This is a genomic window from Vibrio sp. JCM 18905, from assembly GCF_055393305.1.
Genome location: NZ_AP043879.1, coordinates 331,681 through 356,156, shown reverse-complemented (window position 1 = coordinate 356,156; position 24,476 = coordinate 331,681). Strand labels below are relative to the sequence as shown.

The following is a 24,476-nucleotide window of genomic DNA, read 5'->3' as shown; positions in this document are numbered from 1 at the left end:
GCGTAATTTCTCGCACGGCAAGAGAGAAATATCGCCGGAATGATGATCTAAAACAGTTTTAATGAGCGATTTAATGCGTTACCATGCGCGCCTTTATAGCCATCGTTCAACATTTCGCCAAGCACTCAGAAATGGTGTATGTTTTTTTAAGGTTATAGTTATTAGGTTGAATGACCATGCCAGTAAATACAATTATGGGGTTATTTGCAAAGTCCCCAATTAAGCCTTTGCAACGCCACGTTGTGTGTGTCAACGAATGTTGTTCACACTTGGTGAAATTCTTTGAAGTATCTTCAAAGGGTGACTGGGAAAAAGCATCTGAAATCCGTGCACAAATTTCTCACCTAGAGAAAGAAGCGGACGTGCTGAAACGTGAAATCCGTCTAAAACTGCCTCGCGGTTTGTTCATGCCAGTAGACCGTACTGACATGCTTGAGCTTCTGACTCAGCAGGACAAACTTGCAAACCTGGCAAAAGACATTGCTGGCCGTGTATATGGTCGTCAACTTGTCATTCCTGAGGCTCTCCAACCAAACTTCCTCGCTTACGTTCAACGTTGTCTTGATGCGGCCGATCAGGCGCAAAAGGTAATCAATGAACTTGATGAATTGCTAGAAACCGGCTTCAAAGGTCGTGAAGTGACGCTCGTCGCTGAAATGATTCATCAATTAGATGTCATCGAAGATGATACCGATGCTATGCAGATTGAACTTCGTCAACAGTTGATGGCGATTGAGTCTGACATGAACCCTATCGATGTCATGTTCTTGTACAAGATTCTTGAATGGGTAGGTGGTATTGCCGACCAAGCGCAGCGCGTAGGTGCTCGTTTGGAAGTCATGCTATCTCGATCTTAAAACATAAAGTTAACGACATAACGAAGAGCATAATGAACACGTGTCATAGGGACGATGACTATTTTCATCGTCTTATGGTTTGGCGCGCGTAAAATTTTGTTCCGCTTGTTATAAAACAACTAGGTATTACGATGGATATCCTTGCGAACTACGGCACTGTCCTGATTATTGTTGCAGCGATTTTTGGTTTCATGATGGCGATTGGTATTGGCGCGAACGACGTTGCTAATGCGATGGGTACATCAGTAGGTTCAAAAGCGCTAACCGTAAAACAAGCTATCATCATTGCGATGATCTTCGAATTTGCAGGTGCTTACCTTGCAGGCGGTGAAGTAACCGACACTATCCGTAAAGGTGTAATCGAAACTTCTTTATTTGCTAGTCAACCTGACGTTCTTGTCTACGGTATGATGTCTGCTCTTTTGGCTGCGGGTACATGGTTACTTCTTGCCTCTTACATGGGCTGGCCAGTATCTACGACTCACTCAATCATCGGTGCAATCATTGGTTTTGCATGCGTATCAGTAGGTACTGAAGCGGTTGACTGGGGCAGCGTTCAAGGCATTGTTGGTAGCTGGATTATTACACCTGTGATTTCAGGTTTCTTTGCTTACGTTATCTTTGTCAGCGCACAACGTCTGATTTTTGATACTGAGAACCCGTTATTCAACGCCAAACGTTTTGTTCCTGTTTACATGTTCATCACAACAATGGTGATTGCACTTGTAACTATCAAAAAAGGTCTAAAACACGTTGGTCTTCACCTAACCAATGGCGAAGCTTGGATGTGGGCAGCAGCAGTTTCAGCACTCGTGATGGTTGGCGGCTACGTATACATCCAGAAAAAATTCGCTAATCGCGAAGAAGACCGCAGCTTTTCTGGCGTGGAAGGTATCTTCAGCGTTCTGATGGTTATCACCGCTTGTGCAATGGCATTTGCACACGGTTCAAACGACGTTGCAAACGCCATTGGTCCACTGTCTGCTGTAGTATCGACTGTTGAACATATGGGTGAAATCAGCACGAAAAGCACCATCGCTTGGTGGATTCTACCTCTTGGTGGTATTGGTATCGTGGTCGGTCTTGCAACACTGGGTCACAAAGTAATGGCAACCGTTGGTACAGGCATCACTGAGCTAACGCCTAGCCGCGGTTTTGCAGCACAGCTAGCAACAGCATGTACGGTAGTTCTAGCGTCTGGTACAGGCCTGCCAATTTCAACCACTCAAACATTGGTTGGTGCGGTTCTCGGTGTTGGCTTTGCTCGTGGTATCGCAGCACTGAACCTAGGCGTAGTTCGTAACATCGTGGCATCATGGATCGTTACACTACCAGCGGGTGCGTTATTGGCCGTAGTATTCTTCTACGGACTTCAAGCGATGTTCGCTTAAGACACTCGTCAATAGAATGTAAGCGCTTTGTCATTATTGACTCAAACGCACAGAAAGGGAGGCTTTGCCTCCCTTCTTTGTTGCACCGAGGTTTGAAACTGCATACTATTCGTCTATTTCCGGCTCCAATCATTCGGTGCCAACGCTGTCTCCAAGAAAAATCGTTAAGGGATTTACTGTGAAAAAACTAATCATCACGGTTTTGTTTACTTTGCTAGCAGCGCCAGCGGCCCTAGCAGCAGACCGTTATATTTCTGATGACCTCTTCACTTTTATGCACTCAGGTCCAAATAACACCTACCGTATTATTGGTAGTGTTAACGCCGGTTCTAAAGTACAACTGATTAAAACCAACCGAGATACTGGCTATACGCAAGTTCGTGATGACCGCGGTCGTACTGGTTGGGTACAAAGCAAGTTTGTGACAAACCAAGAAAGCATGGCGATTCGCCTTCCTCGCATTGAGAAAGAGCTAGCAGAAGTGAAAGAGCAGCTTGCTAACGCTCGTAAAACTTCTGATGCAGAGAAAGCCGGCCTTGTTACCTCTCTAGAAACGCGTAACCAACAAATTTCCGATCTTGAGAATAAATACTCTGAGATCAGCGACCAACTTACTTCTGTTGAGACAGAAAACCGTGAGCTGCGCGCTAAACTGGATACACAAAAAGACGACATGCTGCTTAAGTACTTCACTTATGGCGGCGGTGTTGCAGGTTTAGGTTTGCTATTTGGTTTAATTCTTCCGCATGTCATGCCTCGTAGAAAACGTTCACCTGCGGGTTGGGCATAAGTCCTTCGCCCTTTTATCTATAAAAAGAATGCAAAAGCCAGTCGATATTCGACTGGCTTTTTTGTTTGCTTAGTTTTACGGAAATCTGCACTACTCCCCCATTGAACTAGACGCTCGACGACGATCCGTTGCGCCATAAAGCTTGCCATCTTTTAGCTCAATTGCATTCAAACCGCTTACCACTGGAATAACGTGTACTGGGTAGCCAAGCTCCATGAACTCCGGCACCAACATTTCTGCGAAGGTTTTCTTCTCCACTAGCAACCCTGTTGGGTCATACGACTTGGTGCGGTCTATCTTGGTGCCGTACTGGATATTTGGTAGGTCAATGGCGTCTTGCGCTGATAACTTCCAATCCAGTACCCCAACCACGGTTTTGAGTACATACCCCGGAATTTGCGAACTGCCCGGCGAGCCGACCACTAAGCGCAGATTGCCATCTCCGTCCATCACCATTAATGGCGTAATAGCCGAACGTGGACGCTTGCCCGCTTCAATTGAGTTTTGAGTAGGCTTACCGTTAAGCGTTGGTTGAGGTGAAAAGTTTGCCATTTGTGCATTCAAGATAACGCCATCAACCATGACACCAGATCCCATTCCCGTGCCAACGGTGCTGGTCATAGCAATCGCATTACCTTCCCTATCAACGATAGAAATGTGCCCTGTATCTTTGCTCTCGAAGCCTTGATATTGCGCATACTGAGTTTGCGTTATCTGTCCGGCTTTTGGATTCTCTTTCGAGGTGCCATTCTCAGGGATTAAATCACGTCTCTGGTCCAAATAGGTTTTAGATAACAATTGTTCAACTGGTGCTTCCACATAATCCGGATCTCCGGCATACGCAATACGATCGGCTTTTGCTAAGCGCATCGCCTCGGTCATTAAACGCCAAGGCTCTACATCAGTTAATGCCATCTGAGATATATCGTACGGTTCCAGCAGTTTCAGACTTTGAGCGACCATCACACCACCAGAGGCCGGGTAACCAAACGAAACGATTTTGCTGCCTCGATAATCGCTTTCAATAATATCGCGAGATTTAACCTGATAGTTCTTAAAGTCCTCTAACGACAATTTCTCATGCTGATCGTTAATACGACGATTCACCGTATCAACAATATGTTGACCAAGTGCACCACCATACAAATAGCGATCGCCTTGCTGAGCTATTTTCTCTAGCGTCTCAGCCATTTTAGGGTTCTTAATTAACGTCCCTGTTGGCTTCACTTCATCATCTTGCCAATACAAGGCTTTAATTTCTGGGTCGCGAGCCAAACGCGTTTGCTCTCGCACGACGATATCATAGGTATAGCTGTTCATCGCGTATCCATCACGCGCGAGCTTAATCGCAGGTTGAACCAACTCAGACCATGGTAATTTGCCGTATTGCTCATGAGTGGAATAAAGTAGACGCAAGGTGCCCGGCACTGCAACGGAGCGAGGCCCCAAAATTTCATCGCGGCTGAGTGCTTTCCCATTTTCAATAAACATCTCAGGGTGAGCGCTAGACGGCGCTTCATCTCGCCCATCAAGGGCTAAAAACTTCTGCTTGTCATGTTGATAAAACAGCGCGAAAGTACCGCCGCCAATTCCCGTCATATCCGGTTCAACCACAGACATCACCATCTGCATCGCGACCATAGCATCAACGGCGTTCCCGCCATCTTTCAATACTGAATAACCAGTGCTGCTCACGTAAGGGTTGGTCGCGCTGACCATAAAATCTTGTCCGTTATTATCTGGTGTTATAGGGAAAGGGGTCGGCTTTGCTGCGTAACTTAACGACGCAACAACACTTAAAGAAAAAATCAGAATACGCATGTGTCTCTGTGTAGACTCCTGTTATTTCATGGGGTCTAACGTGGACCAGGTCGTGATGACGAAGTTCGTCAATATGGCGTTTTTTTACACAACGCTGACTGGAGTTATTCTACTAATACATGACTGATATTGATGTAATTTAAACGACTGAGAAAAGCTATATTTAGCTTGTGTGAGTCCCTAAAAATCATCACTCAAATAGATAAAAAAGACCTTATGAGAAACAAAAAAGCCAGCGACATGACCTCGCTGGCTTGATGATTTACTATAAAAAACGGCTACCCTTTCCACTCATACAACGCTGGGATACGAATTTGCTCACCTTGGAACTCGACAATCACCGCTTGCGGTTGTATTTCCCTTAATGTGACCTGCCCATCAACAACGTCTCCTTGATGATATTCAACATTGTTAATCTTCACCCAGCGGCGATTTTCATCACTGGCGTACATGTGAGTTTGCAAATTGAGCGCAGGTAAACGCCCTTGCCATTGGTGAGCGTTGCGCTCTAAATCGTTCACGCGCACCGTTTGTGGTGAAGGCGCATCATCTCGGGATAACGCATTTTCGACCTTTCGCGCCAAATCAGGAGATAATGAGGACAAGTCAAGATCATCCAGAGACAAACCTAGGTCCTCTTCAACTACTGAAGAGCCTTGAGTTGATACAGATGTTTCTATCTCGTCTTTGTTTGCTGTATTACTCACGTATTCATCAGATGTTGCAAACGTACCAAAATCACGAGACAGCTCTGCACTTGGCCACTCTCTTGGCAATTGCGCCAACTGAGTAGTTTCAGGGTAGTCCAATGCTTTGAACGGTTGTTCCGCTTCCATCTTAGCCTTAGGGGCGGAAGTACTAGCTTCAGCATGAGGCGTAAGGAGATCTAAATACCAAGCAACTCCGATTGCAGCAACGGTGATCGGCAACAAGAACAAACCAATATGTTTCATGGCTGACATTATGCGTCCTCCTTCTCGATTCTCGCCAGTTGAGGCGCATCTGGCTGCACGTTTTGTTGAAGACGATCTAGCGTCCGCTTACCTGCAATGCCGTCGACCCCAATACCTTGCCAACGTTGGAATAACTCAACTCGCTCTTTCATCGCACCATCAAAAATAGACGTTTCAAGCAGCGGCTCACTTACCGCTTCTGCTAATAATCGGTCTAATACTTCGATCGCAGGGCCTTCCATGTCTAAACGTAATGTCTCTTTCAACGGTGCTTGCCACAGTTCAATGATATTGCCTTGCCACATCGGCTTTAGCCACGAAATAGGCAGACGCAGACGCTGCTTGCCATTGAGCACTTCGACTTTGTCATTACCGACAGCGTACAAAATGACATACCCAACATCACCTTGATAATTCAACTCCAAAATTACAGGGCGATTTTGTTGCATCAGCAGCGGCCAGGTCGCCATTTTACGCTCACAACGCATGGTCGATTGGGGTTCTGATAAACAAAGATTGTCGCGAACCGATGCTTGATAACCCCACAAACGATACAAATCATTCACGGCGAGATTCGACTGTTTTTGTGCTAACAATAAGTCACGCTGATCATCTGTCAATTGTTGGTTGACGACTATTGGCGTTGGCTCCTCTCTTGGTGCGGTCACTTGCGCCAACACTGACGTTGCTTGAGCTGGCATATAATTCACGACCGCCCACCCCGTACCTAATGCCGCAATAAGACCCACCGTGACTGAGCCCCAAGCAGGCCAACGGAAAGTACGGCGCTCTTTTTTATCTTGCTGATAAATATCTGCCTGAAACTGCATCACCTCTTCACAAGCCTGCTGAACGGTTTGCTTATCCACAACCACATTACCTTGGTGATAACTGATGTTGAGAGATTTATCACAGATAAGATTAATCAAGCGCGGGATGCCGTGACTGTATTTGGCAATGAGTTTACAAGAAGCACGATTAAACAGTTGCTGGTCACCACCTGCCGTATGTAATCGAAACGCGATGTAATCTTCTGTCTCTTTTTCATCCAACGGCAACAAGTGATAACGCCCAGTAATGCGCTGAGCGAGCTGGCGTAGTTGCGTCGTTTGTAATAACCGCTGTAATTCAGGCTGTCCGACCAACAACACTTTGAGCAGTTTTCTGGTATCAGTTTCCAAGTTGGTCAACAAACGTAACTGCTCTAAAACGTCGGCAGCAAGGTGTTGAGCCTCATCAATGACCAGCAATGTCTGCCAGCCTGAGCGATAATTACGCAGCAAGTATTTGTGAATCACTTGGTTTAGCTGTTTGAGGTTTGCATCTGGCGGGTAAGTAATTTTGAATTCATCGCAAATAGCTTCGAGCAAGTCTCGACTCGAAAACGTGGGATTTAGGATCAGACCCGCTTTGGTGTTATCACCTAAATTCGCCAGCATCGCTTTTGCGACGGTCGTTTTGCCTGTACCCACTTCGCCAGTAAGCATAGCAAAACCACCGCCATCGCCTAGCCCGGCTTGGAGATGTGTGATTGCCTCTTTGTGACGTTGGCTTAAATACAAATAACGCGAGTTTGGAACAATCGAAAATGGTTGTTCTACAAACCCAAAAAAGTCCTTATACATTAGGCTCTCCAGCTAAAAAACCACCAGGGAATAGTCAGATATAATATAAACATAGCTGCATCTACTCTCGGGAGTAAAGAAAAGTACCATTGCTTGCTACAATGTCCAACGGCATATCAATAAATTAAGAGGTAATTCGTGCAAGTTTATTTAGTAGGTGGCGCAGTTCGAGATAAATTGCTCGGAATTGATAGTTATGACAACGACTGGGTGGTCGTAGGTGCGACTCCCGAGATGATGCTGTCCCAAGGGTACACCGCCGTTGGTAAAGACTTTCCTGTATTTTTGCACCCAAAAAGTAAAGAAGAACATGCACTTGCGCGAACAGAAAGAAAATCAGGCTCTGGTTACACTGGCTTTGAGTGTTTCTTTGATCAAAGTGTCACCTTAGAAGAAGATTTAATTCGTCGTGATTTAACCATTAATGCAATGGCAATGGATGATGCAGGTAAGCTCCATGATCCTTACGGCGGCCAGAAAGATCTCAATAATAAACTACTACGCCATGTCTCAGACGCCTTTGTCGAAGATCCTCTACGCGTTTTACGTGTCGCTCGCTTTGCTGCCAAGCTGGCTGATCTAGACTTTACGGTTGCCGACGAAACCATGCAGTTAATGCGCCACATGGCAGAATCTGGGGAGCTGAGCACACTGACTCCCGAGCGTGTTTGGCAAGAATGGCATAAGTCCCTCTCCACCCCTCGCCCTGATATCTTCTTATCGGTTCTAAGAGATTGTGGTGCATTGGCCGTTGTTTTACCTGAAATTGATGCACTATTTGGCGTGCCTCAACCAGCAAAATGGCATCCAGAAATCGATACAGGCATCCATACTTTGATGGTGGCAGAGCAAGCCGCAAGATTGAGTGACTCACTCCCCGTCAGATTTGCCGCTCAAGTGCATGACTTGGGCAAAGGGGTGACGCCAGAGAGCGAATGGCCAAGCCACAGAATGCATTGTCATACAGGATTAAAACTGATCAAAAAGCTGTGCGAGCGTGTCCGTGTACCGAATGAGTTTCGTGATTTAGCCTTGATGGTGTGCGAACAGCACTCCAATATCCATCGTGCGGCCGAGTTAAAGCCGCAAACCATCATAAAAATACTCAACAAATTCGATGTGTGGCGCAAAGCTGAGCGCTTAGAAGATATTTTAATATGCTGTCAGGCTGACCATGCAGGTCGAAAAGGGTTAGAAGAGAAGCCTTATCCTCAAGCTGAGATTTTTACCCACGCTTATCAAGCCGCAGCCGCCGTAGATGTTCAGAGCATCATTAAGGATGGATTTAAAGGCCCGGCAATACGTGATGAACAAGAAAAGAGACGGATTGAAGCGGTAAGAGTCGCTTTGAATAAATGATCTGAGCTCAGATTAATTAACCGAATTGTATTCATGCCAGGTCATTCCAGCGAGCCTTAGCGAGACTAGGAATCTAACATCAGCACGCAGGGAAGTTTTAGAAATGGCCAACGCTACAAGAAACTCTGAGAGAAGATTCTGAATCTCGCTCCTTCGTCGCTGTTCAGAATGACGTTGTGGTTTAGGTATGCAGCTTGCGGTTAAGCAAGCTGCCAATCCGTCGTGTTATCAGGCGCTAAGCAAGAACGCAAACAAGCCGAAACCTAGAATCAGACGGTAAATCACGAACGGTGTCATGCCCATTCGTGAAATCATCTTTAAGAAAAAGTGGATACAAATATATGCACTGATAAACGATGTGATGATACCAGTCAGCAAGAAGCCAATATGGACAGGTTCACCACTGGTCACTAGCTTCATGCCTAAATAGCTACCAGCTAATGTAATGATCGGGATCGACATTAAAAATGAAAAGCGCGCAGCCGCTTCTCGAGTAAAGCCGAGGTAAAGTGCAGCCGTAATGGTCGCCCCTGAACGCGACGTTCCAGGAATCATCGCTAAGGCTTGAGCAATACCGATAAATACAGCTTTCTTCCAACCCGTTTGGTATTCATCCGCAACCAACTTAGCGTTTTTGTCTACCCACCAAAGCAACAAACCAAATACGATCGTTGTGGTCGCGATGACATAAGCGCTACGTAGATACACTTCAATGATGTCTTTCATCAACAAGCCAAACACACAAGCTGGAATCGTGGCGATCACGATCATCCAAGCAAGTTTTGCTTCTTTACTCCTATCTCCTTTAAAGATCGAAGCAAATAATGCCAGGAACAGAGTGATCACTTCATGGCGAAAATAGATCACTACCGCCATTAATGTACCGACGTGAACAGCAACATCAAAAGCTAGACCTTGGTCTTCCCATCCCAAAATGGCGGAGGGCAGGATCAAATGGGCAGAGCTCGAAATAGGCAAAAACTCTGTCAGACCCTGAATCAGAGCCAGAATAAAGGCTTCAAAATAACTCATGTAAACAACTCAAATTAAAAATGAAAAAGAAACAAGTTTGAGTGAATCGACTGGCTGCATTGCATGCCAAATATCTGCGACTGTGCGTCCATCGCCTGGGATCACTAATTGAGGTTCGAGATCATACAGAGGCTTTGTGACAAAAGGATATTTGTAGATATCACTGCGAGGTAGCTCAGGTTTTTTCTTGGAGACACATTCACCGAACAACACTATATCGAGATCCAGTGTTCGATCCTGATACTTTTGCGCATTTTCTTCGCGTCCCCACTTAAATTCAATCTCACGTAGCTGATGACTCAACTCTTCTAATGACAACTCGGTACGCATTGCAACGACAAAGTTGTAGAAGTTCTGGCTGCTAAAGCCAATAGGTTCACATTCATATACCGGCGATACGAGGAGACTTTCTCCAAGCTGTAGCAGCTCCTGATACGCAGCGAGCGCATGTTGCTCTCTTTCTACATTCGTACCAACACCGATATAGGTGGTGATCATGCTTGACCTCGCTCAATCACGACACCAACAGCACGTGCTTGTGGCACTGCACCAGGTTTTGCTAAACGGATTTTCACCCAAGGCACAGAGAAACGCTGCATGATAAGCTCTGCCACTTCTTCGGCTACGCGCTCAACCAACAGAAAACGACCATTTTCAATATGGCTCAGTACCGCCTCGCTCACTTGCGAGTAATCCAACGCATCTTGCACATCATCACTTTTACCCGCAGGCTTATTGTCGTGCGCCATTTCGATATCCAGAACCAACTTTTGTTTAATTTGTTGTTCCCAGTCGTACACGCCAATCGTGGTGATTACTTCTAATTGTTCAATAAAAACTTTATCCAGAGCCATCTTATGTCCTTCTATTACAGAGGTCGGATACCCGTGAGGGGTAATTTGATCGTAGTATTCTATACCTAAGTAACATTTACTTGGGTCATCACAATGTTACTTAGGTATAAACTGCGAAAGCATCTTTATATACAAGAAATCACATAATGCAAGCTCTATCACAGTGAGGATTTCTGCATTATGTGAATTCGAGGTATGATAGCAACTACGCGGGAACCGAGCATTAAATTCCAATCCATCAAGGACTTCTATGGACGCACTGGCACTGATAATGACAATGGCCGCCTATTTACTGGGTTCGGTTTCCAGTGCGGTTTTGATCTGTCGACTCTTAAAACTGCCAGATCCACGCAGTGTAGGCTCCAACAACCCTGGAGCAACGAACGTATTGCGTATTGGCGGACGAGGAGCCGCTGTTTCAGTCTTGTTGTGCGATATGCTCAAAGGCACCATCCCCGTATGGGGCGGATACTTTCTTGGTATCGACCCTATCATTCTTGGCGTCATCGCCATTGCTGCCTGTCTTGGCCACATGTACCCCATCTTTTTCCACTTTAAAGGCGGAAAAGGTGTCGCAACAGCGCTTGGCGCTATCGCTCCGATTGGTTTGGACTTAACAGGATTAGTGATGTTAACTTGGCTGTCAGTAGCCGCGCTATTCCGCTATTCATCCTTAGCGGCTCTCGTCACGGTTTTGGTCACTCCGTTTTATACTTGGATGTTTAAACCGCAATACACGTTACCTGTTGCTATGCTGTGTTGCTTAATCGTATTTAAGCATCATCAAAATATTCGGCGGCTTTTGTCTGGCGACGAGCCAAAAATCGGCGAGAAGAAACTGACACAAAAAAACTCGGCTTAATGCCGAGTTTTTCGTTTAAAGAGGGATGCATTGGTTATGCATGAACTCGATTCAGGAAGTTCAACAACATTTGGTTGACGAATTCCGGCTGTTCTAAACAACTGATGTGTCCAGCTTGAGGAATCTCCACCAACTCACTGCCCGTGATACAGTCTTTCATTAAATACGATTCGAAAACCGGGCGAGGCTTATCTTCACAGCCCACCGCAATTAACGTCGGCAGAGCGAATTTTTCCGAATCTTCAATAACATCACGGCGACCAAACACCATGCGACCAATGCGAGCCACTTCAACCGCACGCTCACCACTCAGGCTTTCTAAACTGCGTTTGAATGCAGCGACCAACTCAGGATTCACCTGCTCAGCGTTATTAGCAAAAAACAATGGCACGACAGCTTCAATAATTGGCGCAGGCACCGCTTGGACTTGGCTGATAGTATCAAGCATTGAAAAATACTTCTTATATGTAACTTCTGGCTCCCAACCAATGAAGGTATCCATCAATACCAGTGATTTCACACGTTGCGGTGCTTGAGCCGTCAGTTCCGCTCCCCACATGCCGCCAACAGATAAGCCCACCACAGAAAACTCTTCAATATCCAAATGATCCATCAACGCCAACATATGTTGTGCATAATCAACTAATGACTCTGTCGATGCAGGGGCCGCTTCTGACTCACCATGTGCCCACAAATCTGGCACAATACAACGATATGACTGGCTTAAAACTTCAATTTGTGGCGCCCACATTTGGCTATCCCACAAATAACTGTGACCAAACAGTAATACTGGACCATCACCTTTATCAAGGTAAGCAAGTTGCTGACCTTCAATTTCAAACTTATTCATTGTTATATCCATTTCTTATTCTTCCGCACTATCCTATCACTGAAACAATACCGAACTGCTCGCATCAGTCAGAGTGTAAACGAAGCTTTTCATTGAATAGCTAAAAATAAAGGCCTCTGATGAGCAGAGACCTTTATCGTAGTGAATCTATTTCAAACCTACCGCATAAGTTTGATTAAGCGACAGGTGTCAGTTGGTCAATCGGCCAACGTGGGCGAGCCGCTACCGACATATCGGCCACTTCGCCATTCTTCAAACGCTGCATACCAGCGTAAGCGATCATCGCACCATTATCCGTACAGAACTCAGTTCGTGGGTAGTAAACCTCACCGCCAACTTTCTTCGCTAGCTTCTCTAACTCTGCACGTAAACGACGGTTAGCACTTACACCACCAGCAATAACAATACGCTTCATACCTGTTTGCTCAAGCGCGCGTTTACATTTAATCGCCAATGTTGCACACACGGCTTCTTCAAATGCCAGAGCGATGTCTGCGCGAGTTTGCTCGTCATCGCCATTCGCAGCAATCGTATTTGCTGTAAAGGTTTTCAGGCCAGAGAAACTCATATCCAAGCCAGGGCGATCAGTCATTGGGCGCGGGAACTTAAAACGACCCGGCGTGCCTTTTTCTGCCAGTTTAGACAACAGCGGGCCGCCTGGGTAATCCAAACCCATTAGCTTCGCTGTTTTATCAAACGCTTCGCCCGCCGCATCATCAATTGACTCACCCAAAATTTTGTACTCACCGATGCCTCTCACTTCGACCATCATCGAGTGACCACCCGACACCAACACTGCCACAAACGGGAATGGCGGTGGGTTATCTTCCAGCATTGGAGCCAACAGGTGACCTTCCATATGATGAACAGGTACCGCTGGCACTCCCCAAGCATAAGCAATACTGCGACCAATAGTAGCGCCCACTAATAGTGCACCAACGAGACCCGGCCCCGCGGTGTACGCGACACCATCAATGTCTTTCGAAGTTAAGTTCGCTTCTTTTAGTGCCTCTTTAATAAGAGGAATGGTTTTCTTTACATGGTCACGTGAAGCCAACTCAGGCACCACACCACCGTAATCTGCGTGCAGTTTTACTTGGCTGTAAAGCTTGTGTGACAGCAGACCTTTTTCATCGTCATAAATCGCGATGCCAGTCTCGTCACAAGAGGTTTCAATACCGATAATGCGCATGGTTTTCTCAGTATGCTTTCTGTATAGAGGAAATTTGGGCGTCATATTACCTCGCCTTGGTGCTGCAAACAAATTTTGTACAGACAATAATCGACAAAAGGCTTTACAAAGTAGTTGTGATCGGATTAAAATTCCGCACCATTTTTGATCAAGCTGGTAAGAGACCAAACAATTGTGATTTGGTCTGTTGAATGCCAGCGTTAACGAATAACCCCTGAGGTGAAAGGCATATGCCAGTAGTTAAAGTACGTGAAAACGAACCGTTCGACGTTGCTCTACGTCGTTTCAAGCGCTCTTGCGAAAAAGCAGGTATCCTTTCTGAAGTGCGTCGTCGTGAGCACTACGAAAAACCAACTACAGTTCGCAAACGCGCTAAAGCAGCAGCTCAAAAGCGTCACGCTAAGAAGCTAGCTCGCGAAAACGCTCGTCGCGTTCGCCTGTACTAATAACTGAGCTCCAAAAGGAATTTAGTTATGGCTCTGATTGATCAACTCAAAGAAGAGCAAAAATTAGCGATGAAAGCCAAGGACAAATTGCGCCTTGGTACTATTCGTTTAGCCCTATCAGCAATCAAGCAACGTGAAGTTGACGAGCAGATCACTCTGAACGATGACGACATTCTTGCAGTATTGACCAAAATGGTTAAACAACGTCGCGATTCTGTAGCGCAGTATGAAGCAGCGGGTCGTCAAGATCTTGCTGATGCGGAACAAGCAGAAATTACCGTTCTTGAGGACTTTATGCCTCAACCACTGACAGACGAAGAAGTAGCGGCTCTTATCGAGAACGCGATTGCTGAATCTGGTGCAGCTGGCATGCAAGACATGGGCAAAGTAATGGGCGTTCTGAAACCGCAAATTCAAGGGCGCGCAGATATGGGTAAAGTAAGCGGTTTAGTTCGCGCTAAACTGGCTTAAGATACCCCACCCAATTGCAGCAAGCCGTGCTATCCTTTGGAACGCACGGCTTGTTTGTATCTGGATGAATGGAATGAAATAAGTGAGCAACACGCTTATTCTTTTAAAGCATTCACTCCACTCATCATCTTCTTTTTTGTTAGGTTTTATGGCTGGACACATCCCTCGCAGTTTTATCGATGACCTTCTAGCTCGACTTGATATTGTCGATATCATCGACGCACGTGTGAAACTTAAGAAAAAAGGCAAAAACTACGGCGCATGCTGCCCGTTCCACAACGAAAAGACGCCGTCATTCAGCGTCAGTCAAGAAAAGCAGTTCTACCATTGTTTTGGTTGTGGTGCGCACGGAAATGCCATCGACTTCTTGATGGAATTCGACCGGCTAGAATTCGTCGAAGCCATTGAAGAACTCGCTTCATACTTGGGCTTAGATGTTCCTCGCGAACAACGTAGCGGCGGTAATGGTTCGTTCCAGTCAGGCCCACAAGCAAGCAGCAGTGAAAAACGTAATCTATACGACTTAATGGGCAGCATTGCTCAATTTTATCGTAACCAACTCAAGCAGCCAGCAAGTAAAGTGGCGATTGAGTATCTAAAAGATCGCGGCCTGTCTGGTGAAATCGTCCAGAAATTTGGCATCGGCTATGTGGCTGATGAATGGGATTTAGTTCGTAAGAACTTTGGCCAGAATAAAGAAAACCAAGACATGCTCGTCACAGGCGGCATGTTGATCGAAAACGACAAAGGCAACCGCTACGACCGATTCCGTGGTCGAGTGATGTTTCCTATTCGAGACAGACGCGGCCGAGTGATAGGCTTTGGTGGTCGAGTATTAGGTGATGGGACACCGAAATATCTCAACTCACCCGAAACCCCGATATTTCATAAAGGTAAAGAGTTGTATGGCCTTTATGAAGTACTACAAGCGTACCGTGAGCCACCACAAATTTTAGTGGTTGAAGGCTATATGGATGTTGTCGCGCTTGCTCAATATGGCGTAGATTATTCCGTTGCCTCATTGGGTACCTCTACAACGGGCGATCACTTGCAAGTGTTATTCAGGCAAACAAGCACCGTCGTATGTTGTTACGACGGTGACCGCGCAGGCCGTGAAGCAGCGTGGCGTGCCATGGAAAATGCATTGCCTTACCTAACTGATGGTCGCCAGTTAAAATTCATGTTTTTGCCGGATGGAGAAGATCCCGACTCTTATATCCGACAAAACGGAAAGCAAGCATTTGAACAACAAGTGTCTAATGCGATGCCTTTGTCTGAATTCATGTTCAGCTCATTGACTCAGCAAGTCGATATGAGCACGAAAGAAGGCATGGCAAAGCTGAGTACCCTTGCTGTTCCTCTCATCGACAAAGTCCCTGGCGGCACTTTAAGACTATACTTGAGAGAACTGCTTGGCCGCCGTTTGGGTTTGGTTGATGAACGCCAACTACAGCAGCTAATTTCAAAACAAGGTAAAGAGGATAAAAGGCCTCAACCTCATAAAGAAATCAAGCGAACGCCGATGCGAGAAGTGATCGCGTTACTGATTCAAAACCCACAATACGTAAGTATGGTGCCAGATCTAACTAGCGTTAGAGATTTACCCATTCCTGGTCTAAGTTTATTTGTTGATGTACTTGATAAATGCCAAGCGCATCCCCATATCAACACAGGCCAATTATTAGAGCATTGGCGAAACAGCCAAAATGAGACCCTTCTGTCTCGTCTCGCGAGTTGGGACATTCCACTCGATGAGGACAACCAAGAAGAAATATTTTTAGACTCACTGGATAAAATTATTGCCCAGTGCGTAGAAAAACAAATTGAAAACCTGCAGGCCAAAGCAAGAAGTGTCGGTTTATCAGCCGAAGAGAAAAGGGAGCTGCTAGCACTTATGCTAGATTTAAAAGCGTAACCCTGTTTAATTAGTCAGCAACGATTTAATTTGTTATAGTAAGTGGTTTGCATTTCGCATACTGATTCCTTCACCAGATTACGAAGTTGGATACCGTCTATGGATCACAATCCGCAGTCACAGCTAAAGTCACTTGTTATTAAAGGCAAGGAACAAGGCTATCTGACCTACGCCGAAGTAAATGACCACCTACCTGCTGAAATCGTAGATTCAGAACAGGTAGAAGACATCATTCAGATGATCAACGACATGGGCATTAAGGTAGTAGAAACTGCTCCTGATGCTGATGATTTAGCACTGAACGATGACACAAATATTACCGATGAAGATGCAGCCGAAGCTGCAGCCGCTGCACTGTCTAGCGTAGAGAGTGAGATTGGTCGTACCACAGACCCAGTACGTATGTACATGCGTGAAATGGGTACTGTCGAACTTCTAACTCGCGAAGGCGAAATCGACATCGCAAAACGTATTGAAGAAGGTATTAACCAAGTTCAATCGTCTGTTGCTGAATACCCAGGTACGATTCCGTACATTCTTGAGCAATTTGACAAAGTTCAAGCTGAAGAACTACGTCTTACTGACCTTATTTCAGGTTTTGTAGACCCAGATGCTGACGACACCGCTGCACCAACGGCAACACACATCGGTTCTGAACTGACTGAATCTCAGTTAGAAGAAGAAGACGATGAAGACGTTGATGACGACGAAGATAGCGATGACGATTCAGATGATTCTGAAGAAGATGTAGGTATCGATCCAGAGTTAGCGCTAGAGAAATTCAACCAACTACGCAGCACCTATCAAAATCTTCAATTAGCAATCAACGAGTACGGCTATAACAGCCCGAAAGCAACCGTTGCTAATGAAATGATGCTAGACGTATTCCGCGAGTTTCGTCTAACGCCTAAACAGTTTGATCACCTAGTGAATGAGCTGCGTACTGCTATGGATCGCGTTCGTACTCAAGAACGCCTGATCATGAAGTCTGTGGTTGAATACGGCAAAATGCCGAAGAAATCATTCATCGCGCTGTTCACTGGTAATGAATCAAGTGAAGCTTGGTTGGATGAAGTTCTTGCTTCAGACAAGCCATACGCTGAAAAGATCAAACGTAACGAAGAAGAAATCCGTCGTTCAATCGCTAAGCTAAAAATGATTGAAGAAGAGACTTCTCTAAACGTACAGAACATTAAAGACATCAGCCGTCGTATGTCTATCGGTGAAGCAAAAGCTCGCCGTGCGAAAAAAGAGATGGTTGAAGCGAACTTGCGTCTTGTAATTTCTATCGCGAAGAAATACACCAACCGTGGCCTACAGTTCTTGGATCTTATCCAGGAAGGTAACATCGGTCTGATGAAAGCGGTAGATAAGTTCGAATACCGTCGTGGTTACAAGTTCTCGACTTACGCAACGTGGTGGATCCGTCAGGCAATCACTCGTTCAATCGCAGACCAAGCTCGTACGATTCGTATTCCGGTACACATGATCGAAACGATCAACAAGCTAAACCGTATCTCTCGTCAAATGCTGCAAGAGATGGGTCGTGAGCCATTACCGGAAGAACTGGCTGAGCGCATGCAGATGCCAGAAGACAAGATTCGCAAAGTTCTGAAAATCGCTAAAGAACCTATCTCAATGGAGACACCAATCGGTGACGACGAAGATTCGCATCTAGGTGATTTTATCGAAGATACAACGCTAGAACTTCCGCTAGATTCTGCAACAGCAACTAGCCTTAAAGTGGCAACGAAAGACGTGCTTGCAGGTCTAACGCCACGTGAAGCGAAAGTACTTCGTATGCGCTTTGGTATTGACATGAACACTGACCATACTCTAGAAGAAGTTGGTAAGCAGTTCGACGTTACTCGTGAGCGTATCCGTCAGATCGAAGCAAAAGCACTACGTAAACTTCGTCACCCAAGCCGCTCAGAGACTCTGCGCAGCTTCCTAGACGAATAATCGCAGCGCATACAAGCTTTTAGAAATCAAAAAAGGTGACTTTAGGTCACCTTTTTTATTATCTACTGTGCTAAGTGGATAAAAACTAAGCGCAATTGCCCTAGTTGGTATCTAGACACCTTGCAACGCTTCCCCTATAATCGTTGTCCTATTAAGGCCCCTTAGCTCAGTGGTTAGAGCAGTCGACTCATAATCGATTGGTCCGCAGTTCAAGTCTGCGAGGGGCCACCAAATTTCGAAAGGCGTAGCAGGTTAGTACCTACTACGCCTTTTTTGTGTCTGCTGACTTTGGGTACAGTTGTGGGTGTAGTAATTCGTTGCTCATATCCTCAACAACTTCAAACTTATCATCTTCCTCGATTCTACCCTCTCTTTCTTTTCGCTTATTACCAATCTTTCTATATAGTCGTAGAAACAAAATGTCTACTCGCTATTTAAACCATTGACCCTTTTTCGACTTCTGATAGGATGGACATGTAAACGTATGGACGTCTAAAACAAAAATGGAGTTACAATGAAAAGTATTCGTCACCTAAAGAAACTAGCTTTGGTTCTCACGGCAGTAGTTGGCTTAAGTGCTTGTGGAGAAAAAGATAACTCTGTCATTAAAGTGGGAGCAACCGTAGGGCCTCATGCTCAAGTAGTTGAAGCAGTAGCGAAGGAAGCTGCGAAGCAAGGCTTGAATGTAGAAGTCATCGAGTTTTCTGATTACGTGACACCCAATGCCGCGCTTAGTGATGGTAGCATCGACATTAACAGCTATCAGCACCAACCATTTTTAGACAACTTCAACAATAGTCATGACGCCCAATTAGTGACGATTGGTCAATCCATTCTGATGCGCATGGGGCTTTATTCTAACAAGTATCGCTCATTACAAGAGCTTCCAAACAATGCACGCATAGCAATTCCAAACGATCCAACTAATGGTGGTCGTGGTCTATTGCTACTCGCCGATGCAGGTTTAATTGAGCTTAAACAAGGTGTTGGCCACAAAGCAGCCCTAACTGATATTACAAAAAATGCAAAGTCGTTTGAATTTGTCGAGGTAGATGCCGCCCAGTTACCACGAACATTGGATGATGTAGACGCGGCTGCGATTACAATGAACTACGTAATGTCTTCTGGTTTAGATCCGAAGAAACAAAGTATCTATCTTGAAGCAAAAGACGCCCCACTAGCAGTCATGGTCATCGCTACTCGTGACGCAGACAAAAATAATGAAGCGTATAAAAAGTTCGTTTCTATTTACCAATCTCAAGCAATTCGTGATTATCTCGATCGTACGTTCAAAGGCACAATAGAAGCAGCTTTTTAATCAATAAAGCAACGAATACTTTGCTCACTAATCAGATAGGAAAGAGGCTGATGTTTCTCATAGCCTCTTCTTTTCACTCCTCACTCAATCGGCTTATTGTCGACTTTCAGCCTCTAATTTCATTGCCAAATAAGCTTGGTCCGCAGAAACCAATTCAGGGCGGTTAATCAACTTCCAGAGGAAGTATGGTGGGATTAAAAATACGACAAAGTAGAGAGATTCATGGAAGAATACATCGGCTATCGCTTGCTGATGCTCCCAGAGTGCCGTCAGTGCAAAGAGCTCTAACATCACACCTAAAACGCCAAAGACGACAGAGACAACAATCGCTAAACCCAGTAGTTCTCTAATAAAGTGCTTGTATGCCATGATACTAATTCCTTCTAGCAGTAAGTCATACTAACTTACGCTCATAAGAAACAAGCCAGCTTGACTATTATCAAACTCCCCTCATCACAGTTAAGAACTTAGTTTTATAAAAAAGGACTTGTATATAACGCCATTGAAGATTGACCTCTCTATCACAATACAATGACATCACTTCTCGACTTTGAGACTAGCCTTTCACATTTATCAGCAGTGTAAACAAGAGATCATAATGAAAAAATATACCTACCCTTTACTTGCCATCTCAGGCGGTCTTTTATTGACGGGCTGTGGTAGCGACGACTCTTCATCCGATACAGAAGCAGCCACTTTTTCTCTCAGCGTTTCCGATGCGCCTGTCGACGATGCCAACAAAGTCGTCTTAGCGTTTAAAGATGTTGTCCTTGTACCATTTGACCCAGAAACTGGCGAACAGACTGGAGAACATATTCTGTTAGATGTTAGTGACAATGGAGCACTACACCAAGTTGATCTAATGGAATATCAGGGAAGTAACGCTAAAACGATCATTAGCGAGCAAGACATCGCTCCTGGTGATTATGCTATGTGTGTGTACGCTCAAGACGGCAAACAATTAAACGATACAACGCTGTCATACGTAGAGAAGACAGACGGCAACATCAAAGGCTTAGTTGTGCCTAGCCGAGGCAGCTGTTTTGGTTTTAAACCAGATACGAGCGATCAAGGTCGCTTGAAGTTTTCGCAAAAAGGTCAGTATGTAAAAGTTCATACTGGTCATAATAGCTATGTTGTCGAGTTTGATTTGCGTAAAGGTCTGGCAGATCCAACGGGCAAAGATTACATGAACATGAACTCTAATGCGGTAAGCTTAGTAAACGCATCAGAATCAGGTCATATCGGTGGTGAAGTCAGTGAAATTCAGTATCAAGCGTGTGAAGCAGACAGTGCAGCATCAAATGCAATAAATGACGTTCCTGCCGTTCACTCAGTCTATCTTTACGCAGGTTCGATGGATCGCTCAACCATGGGCGATATGGGCGCGATGGAACCACTCCAAGCGCCAGTTGCAGTAGCTAACGTGAATGAATCGCAAGACGAAGAAGGTAATACAACCTACAGCTACGAGTTTGGTTACATTGGCCCAGGCACCTACAGTATTGGGTACACCTGTACCGCGTATGTTGACACACCAGATAACCATGAAACATCAGAAGATGGCTTCCTGATTTATCAACATTACACACCTGTTGATGTGGTCGAAGGTGAGCATACAGAACAAGATATTAATCCTATCCTATAGCTCTCGTCTTATCGAAAGCCGCTCACACGATGAGCGGCTTTTTGACTATTATTTTAATCCGATAAGTAATACTGAACGGTTGAGACCACTCGTACTTTCTTAATGTAAGGCGTGTTGCTATCTCGGTCATAAATCGAGAACTGCCCTTGCGTGGCACGTTTGATCTTACCCAGTGAACTCTGTGAGTCTTTCGCAAACTTTTGCGCCACTTCGCGGGCGTTTTTGGTCGCCTCTTCGATCATGTCTGGCTTTACATCATTTAGCTTAGTAAAGCTGTACTCAATGCGGTTCGCGTACGGGTCCTGATTCAGCAGTACACCTTGTTTTCCTAGCTCACCAATCTCATTAATTGCCGCTCGAACCACATCGACACTTTGACTATAAACCGTAACGGTCCGCGAGGCTAAATAACGAAACTCGATATCTTGCTCACTCCCGTATTGCTGTGCTTTTCGGTCAATGACAGCAGGAGAAGAAAGGGAAACGCTCGTTTCAGGGAGCCCTTTGGCACTTAAGAAATCCAGAATCAAACGCGTTTGCTGATCGATGTCATCAAACATAGCCCCCATATCATTACTCGCTAAGGTGAACTGAATTGGCCAGATCACTGTATCGGCAGAGTACTCTCGTTCAGACAATCCCTTCACCGTTACCACTCGCTCATAGGCTTTGTATTTGACTGCTGTTTGCTGAATAAAAAAGCCCAATACTCCTAAACCAATTATCAGACACAGCCCGAGCCATATTGACGCTCTATTGGAAATCTTCTCCATTCATCCTCCTAATTTCGCCAAAAGTAACAATTCGTCGTATCGATAACATAGCTCAACTATGGCCAGAAAATGGCGACCTAAAGCCAAGTTTTTGTCATATCGTTCGAAATGGTGAATAGAATAAATTACAATTGAACGGTGTTTTATTGTGAGTTTTAAGATTATGTTGAAAATAAAATGGCTGGTAGTTCTGAGCGGATTATTTGTCTCAACGGCTTGTTTGAGTACTGACGACTTAGTAATGGATGACAACTCAACACAAGAACCCCAAGCGGGTATGTGCGATGAAGATCAATGCGAAGGGAAACGCTTTGATGGTCGTATTCTGCTAGACAATGAGCCGACCAAACAGGTCTTGAGCTCACTAGAAAGTCTCGATGAAACGCTCAACTCTCTGAGTATCCTGATGTTTGCTGGCGACAAAACGTAACGCTAAAGCTGTCCTATCCCCTTCGCCTTTAGTCAACAAAGCTTCACCAGTTTGTCACCAAAGGCTCATGGATTTGCCTCTGAACTGTCATCTGTAATTTCTACTATCCGATCAGCCACTTGTACGCTGAGGTAAATATGGATAGTTCAACCCCTTTTCGTCTCCCTCGTAAAACGCCGTTCGGCATTGGTGAAAACGTTGCAGAATGGGCAACGGGTTTAAGTCAGCTCGATAAATTCTACGCCCAACGCCCCGTGAATGCGGATACCAAAACTTTCTTGCGATTTACGCTGGATATTTTGGGGATCGACTATCGCATTGCCCATGGTTCGCTCGACGCAGTGCCAAAGCAAGGCGCAACCGTCATTGTGGCGAATCACCCTCTCGGTTGTGTTGAAGGCGTGATTCTCGCCGAGCTACTATTGATGATACGAGACGACATCCAAATTTTAGCGAATCAGTACCTAAAAACCGTACCAGAGCTCGACCAACTTTTTATTGGTGTCGACGTATTCGAAGGCAAAGACGCCGTCAAATCGAACATGAAGGCCCTCAGAGCAGCCAACAAACACCTTGCGAATGGCGGCTTGTTATTGGTTTTCCCTGCGGGTGAAGTGTCGCAGTTGGTGGATGCCAAACAACAGCGTTTAGAAGACAAAGAATGGAGCCGCAGTGTCAGTGCGTTAATTCGTAAGAACAAAGTCGCCACTGTTCCCGTCTTCATTCGTGGGCAGAACTCAAAACGCTTCTACATGGCAGGTAAAATCCACCCTCTTTTACGCACCTTGATGTTAGGAAGAGAGCTGCTCAACAAGAGCGCAAAAACCATTGAGTTGTCCTTTGGGCAAGCAATCAAGTTTAAAGAACTCAATAACCTCAATGATGATCAGATCGTCAATTATCTAAGGCTCAACACCTATCTGCTTAACCGCGATGTAAGTGCCACTCAGAAAACGGTCTCAGACAATGATCTCTTACCTATTGCGGCAGGGTTACCCATAGGCCAATTGCTTGAAGAGCTGCACAGCTTACCGACAGAAACCCAATTGCTTCAAAGTGGCGAGTTCGACGTATATTGCGCCAGTGCGCAGCAGATCCCATCTCTCCTGCATGAAATTGGCCGCTTGCGAGAACATAATTTCCGTGAAGTTGGCGAAGGGACTGGACAAGCGATAGACATCGATCATTTCGATCATGATTACCTGCACCTATTTGTTTGGGATCGTGAGAACCAATGCATGGTAGGTGCTTACCGTCTTGGATTAGTTGATCAATTATTGGCGAAATATGGCGTAGAAGGATTGTATTCGCGCACCTTGTTCAACTATGACCAACGCTTTCTCGATCAAATGGGCAAGTCGATTGAAATGGGTCGTTCTGTGATTGCCGAGCAATATCAAAAAAGCATGAGTGCCCTACTCTTACTCTGGAAAGGCATAGCGACTTTTGTCCATCAACATCGCGAATACACGCACTTATTTGGCCCAGTGAGCATCAGCAACGATTACAGCCATACCGCGCGTCAGTTGCTGGCACAATCAATGACCCTACACCACTACGACAACGACTGCGCCGAATACGTCACTCCGTCAAATCCACTGCCAGAAACCAACTTAAACTGGAATACCAGCATGCTAACCGCATTGGGAGACTTACAGTTGCTATCTCGCGTGATCGCTCGAATTGACGAAGGCAAAGGCGTTCCGGTATTACTACGCCAATATTTGAGTTTGAATGGTAAGTTGGTGTGTTTTAACGTCGATCCGGCGTTTAACAACGCACTGGATGGATTGATTATGGTGGATTTACGCGATGTACCTGAGAAAACGCTTGCACGTTATATGGGCAGCGAAAACGCGCGCGAGTATTTAGCTATGAACAATTAAGCGTCGTCTAAAAACGTAGGAGATATCGCGCTGCTCAAAAT

General features: G+C 45.4%; 23 protein-coding genes and 1 tRNA gene. 14 read left to right on the top strand and 10 right to left on the bottom strand.

The window, feature by feature from the left end; all coding sequences use genetic code 11:
• Positions 1 to 176: 176 nt before the first annotated feature.
• The 3 genes from ACZ5ZC_RS09900 to ACZ5ZC_RS09890 all read left to right on the top strand — a co-directional run bounded on the left by ACZ5ZC_RS09900 (position 177) and on the right by ACZ5ZC_RS09890 (position 3,038).
• Positions 177 to 857, top strand: a complete 681-nt coding sequence (locus tag ACZ5ZC_RS09900; RefSeq protein WP_031780508.1) for a TIGR00153 family protein — start codon at positions 177 to 179, stop codon at positions 855 to 857.
• Positions 858 to 988: 131 nt separating this feature from the next.
• Complete coding sequence (locus tag ACZ5ZC_RS09895) at positions 989 to 2,248, top strand: inorganic phosphate transporter (protein ID WP_005395948.1); 1,260 nt, start codon at positions 989 to 991, stop codon at positions 2,246 to 2,248.
• A gap of 178 nt (positions 2,249 to 2,426) precedes the next feature.
• Entirely contained in the window at positions 2,427 to 3,038 is a 612-nt protein-coding gene (locus ACZ5ZC_RS09890; RefSeq protein WP_031780509.1) for a TIGR04211 family SH3 domain-containing protein, read from the top strand.
• Between the two features lie 90 nt (positions 3,039 to 3,128).
• Here ACZ5ZC_RS09890 and ggt read toward each other — a convergent pair whose 3' ends face one another.
• The 3 genes from ggt to ACZ5ZC_RS09875 all read right to left on the bottom strand — a co-directional run bounded on the left by ggt (position 3,129) and on the right by ACZ5ZC_RS09875 (position 7,437).
• Complete coding sequence (gene ggt, locus ACZ5ZC_RS09885; protein ID WP_464931885.1) at positions 3,129 to 4,859, bottom strand: gamma-glutamyltransferase; 1,731 nt, start codon at positions 4,857 to 4,859, stop codon at positions 3,129 to 3,131.
• A 278-nt stretch (positions 4,860 to 5,137) separates the two neighbouring features.
• Positions 5,138 to 5,821, bottom strand: a complete 684-nt coding sequence (locus ACZ5ZC_RS09880) for a general secretion pathway protein GspB (protein WP_054867241.1) — start codon at positions 5,819 to 5,821, stop codon at positions 5,138 to 5,140.
• Positions 5,821 to 7,437, bottom strand: coding sequence for an ExeA family protein (locus tag ACZ5ZC_RS09875; protein ID WP_005395952.1), 1,617 nt, complete (start codon positions 7,435 to 7,437; stop codon positions 5,821 to 5,823). The genes ACZ5ZC_RS09880 and ACZ5ZC_RS09875 overlap by 1 nt, the downstream gene beginning before the upstream one ends.
• 138 nt (positions 7,438 to 7,575) lie before the next feature.
• On the opposite strand from ACZ5ZC_RS09875, the gene ACZ5ZC_RS09870 reads away from it, so the two are divergent.
• A complete protein-coding gene (locus ACZ5ZC_RS09870; protein WP_048626618.1) occupies positions 7,576 to 8,796 on the top strand; it encodes a multifunctional CCA addition/repair protein in 1,221 nt (406 codons plus the stop codon).
• A 228-nt stretch (positions 8,797 to 9,024) separates the two neighbouring features.
• Here the strand turns inward: ACZ5ZC_RS09870 and ACZ5ZC_RS09865 are convergent, their stop codons facing one another.
• Genes ACZ5ZC_RS09865 through folB form a run of 3 tightly spaced genes read right to left on the bottom strand, consistent with a single transcriptional unit; the run spans position 9,025 to position 10,682 of the window.
• Entirely contained in the window at positions 9,025 to 9,828 is an 804-nt protein-coding gene (locus ACZ5ZC_RS09865) for an undecaprenyl-diphosphate phosphatase (RefSeq protein ID WP_054867240.1), read from the bottom strand.
• A gap of 9 nt (positions 9,829 to 9,837) precedes the next feature.
• The gene (folK, locus tag ACZ5ZC_RS09860; protein WP_225461771.1) at positions 9,838 to 10,326 is read right to left on the bottom strand and encodes a 2-amino-4-hydroxy-6-hydroxymethyldihydropteridine diphosphokinase; all 489 of its coding nucleotides are present in this window, start codon (positions 10,324 to 10,326) and stop codon (positions 9,838 to 9,840) included.
• Positions 10,323 to 10,682 carry a bifunctional dihydroneopterin aldolase/7,8-dihydroneopterin epimerase gene (gene folB, locus ACZ5ZC_RS09855; RefSeq protein ID WP_005395977.1) on the bottom strand — a complete coding sequence of 120 codons (360 nt, stop codon included), beginning with the start codon at positions 10,680 to 10,682 and terminating at the stop codon, positions 10,323 to 10,325. Before folB ends, folK begins: the two co-directional genes overlap by 4 nt.
• Positions 10,683 to 10,932: 250 nt before the next feature.
• Between folB and plsY the strand changes: the two genes are divergently transcribed.
• A complete protein-coding gene (gene plsY, locus ACZ5ZC_RS09850) occupies positions 10,933 to 11,544 on the top strand; it encodes a glycerol-3-phosphate 1-O-acyltransferase PlsY (RefSeq protein WP_005379857.1) in 612 nt (203 codons plus the stop codon).
• 34 nt (positions 11,545 to 11,578) lie between these two features.
• On the opposite strand, the gene ACZ5ZC_RS09845 is transcribed toward plsY, so the two are convergent.
• The gene (locus ACZ5ZC_RS09845; RefSeq protein ID WP_464931884.1) at positions 11,579 to 12,394 is read right to left on the bottom strand and encodes an alpha/beta fold hydrolase; all 816 of its coding nucleotides are present in this window, start codon (positions 12,392 to 12,394) and stop codon (positions 11,579 to 11,581) included.
• A gap of 175 nt (positions 12,395 to 12,569) precedes the next feature.
• On the bottom strand, positions 12,570 to 13,586 hold the full coding sequence (gene tsaD / locus ACZ5ZC_RS09840) for a tRNA (adenosine(37)-N6)-threonylcarbamoyltransferase complex transferase subunit TsaD (protein WP_054867238.1): 1,017 nt from the start codon (positions 13,584 to 13,586) through the stop codon (positions 12,570 to 12,572).
• Positions 13,587 to 13,816: 230 nt separating this feature from the next.
• Between tsaD and rpsU the strand changes: the two genes are divergently transcribed.
• The 6 genes from rpsU to ACZ5ZC_RS09810 all read left to right on the top strand — a co-directional run bounded on the left by rpsU (position 13,817) and on the right by ACZ5ZC_RS09810 (position 19,698).
• Positions 13,817 to 14,032 carry a 30S ribosomal protein S21 gene (rpsU, locus tag ACZ5ZC_RS09835; RefSeq protein ID WP_001145625.1) on the top strand — a complete coding sequence of 72 codons (216 nt, stop codon included), beginning with the start codon at positions 13,817 to 13,819 and terminating at the stop codon, positions 14,030 to 14,032.
• A 27-nt stretch (positions 14,033 to 14,059) separates the two neighbouring features.
• On the top strand, positions 14,060 to 14,503 hold the full coding sequence (locus ACZ5ZC_RS09830; RefSeq protein ID WP_005395984.1) for a GatB/YqeY domain-containing protein: 444 nt from the start codon (positions 14,060 to 14,062) through the stop codon (positions 14,501 to 14,503).
• Positions 14,504 to 14,651: 148 nt separating this feature from the next.
• Positions 14,652 to 16,418 (top strand): DNA primase, encoded by a 1,767-nt coding sequence (gene dnaG, locus ACZ5ZC_RS09825; protein WP_005379719.1) that lies wholly within the window; start codon positions 14,652 to 14,654, stop codon positions 16,416 to 16,418.
• Between the two features lie 99 nt (positions 16,419 to 16,517).
• Positions 16,518 to 18,380: an RNA polymerase sigma factor RpoD gene (gene rpoD, locus ACZ5ZC_RS09820; protein ID WP_005395986.1), complete on the top strand. Its 1,863-nt coding sequence runs from the start codon at positions 16,518 to 16,520 to the stop codon at positions 18,378 to 18,380.
• A 155-nt stretch (positions 18,381 to 18,535) separates the two neighbouring features.
• A tRNA-Ile gene (locus tag ACZ5ZC_RS09815) sits at positions 18,536 to 18,611 on the top strand.
• 283 nt (positions 18,612 to 18,894) lie between these two features.
• Positions 18,895 to 19,698: a MetQ/NlpA family ABC transporter substrate-binding protein gene (locus ACZ5ZC_RS09810; protein WP_464931883.1), complete on the top strand. Its 804-nt coding sequence runs from the start codon at positions 18,895 to 18,897 to the stop codon at positions 19,696 to 19,698.
• A gap of 93 nt (positions 19,699 to 19,791) precedes the next feature.
• On the opposite strand, the gene ACZ5ZC_RS09805 is transcribed toward ACZ5ZC_RS09810, so the two are convergent.
• Positions 19,792 to 20,067 carry a hypothetical protein gene (locus ACZ5ZC_RS09805; protein ID WP_012841145.1) on the bottom strand — a complete coding sequence of 92 codons (276 nt, stop codon included), beginning with the start codon at positions 20,065 to 20,067 and terminating at the stop codon, positions 19,792 to 19,794.
• A 229-nt stretch (positions 20,068 to 20,296) separates the two neighbouring features.
• Here ACZ5ZC_RS09805 and ACZ5ZC_RS09800 point away from each other — a divergent pair, with 229 nt between their 5' ends.
• Positions 20,297 to 21,346 carry a DUF4382 domain-containing protein gene (locus ACZ5ZC_RS09800; protein WP_054867236.1) on the top strand — a complete coding sequence of 350 codons (1,050 nt, stop codon included), beginning with the start codon at positions 20,297 to 20,299 and terminating at the stop codon, positions 21,344 to 21,346.
• 53 nt (positions 21,347 to 21,399) lie between these two features.
• Here the strand turns inward: ACZ5ZC_RS09800 and ACZ5ZC_RS09795 are convergent, their stop codons facing one another.
• Positions 21,400 to 22,119 carry an SIMPL domain-containing protein gene (locus ACZ5ZC_RS09795; RefSeq protein WP_006742751.1) on the bottom strand — a complete coding sequence of 240 codons (720 nt, stop codon included), beginning with the start codon at positions 22,117 to 22,119 and terminating at the stop codon, positions 21,400 to 21,402.
• Positions 22,120 to 22,282: 163 nt separating this feature from the next.
• On the opposite strand from ACZ5ZC_RS09795, the gene ACZ5ZC_RS09790 reads away from it, so the two are divergent.
• The gene (locus tag ACZ5ZC_RS09790; RefSeq protein ID WP_256949946.1) at positions 22,283 to 22,549 is read left to right on the top strand and encodes a hypothetical protein; all 267 of its coding nucleotides are present in this window, start codon (positions 22,283 to 22,285) and stop codon (positions 22,547 to 22,549) included.
• Positions 22,550 to 22,686: 137 nt separating this feature from the next.
• Complete coding sequence (locus tag ACZ5ZC_RS09785) at positions 22,687 to 24,435, top strand: lysophospholipid acyltransferase family protein (protein ID WP_464931881.1); 1,749 nt, start codon at positions 22,687 to 22,689, stop codon at positions 24,433 to 24,435.
• Positions 24,436 to 24,476 lie beyond the last annotated feature (41 nt).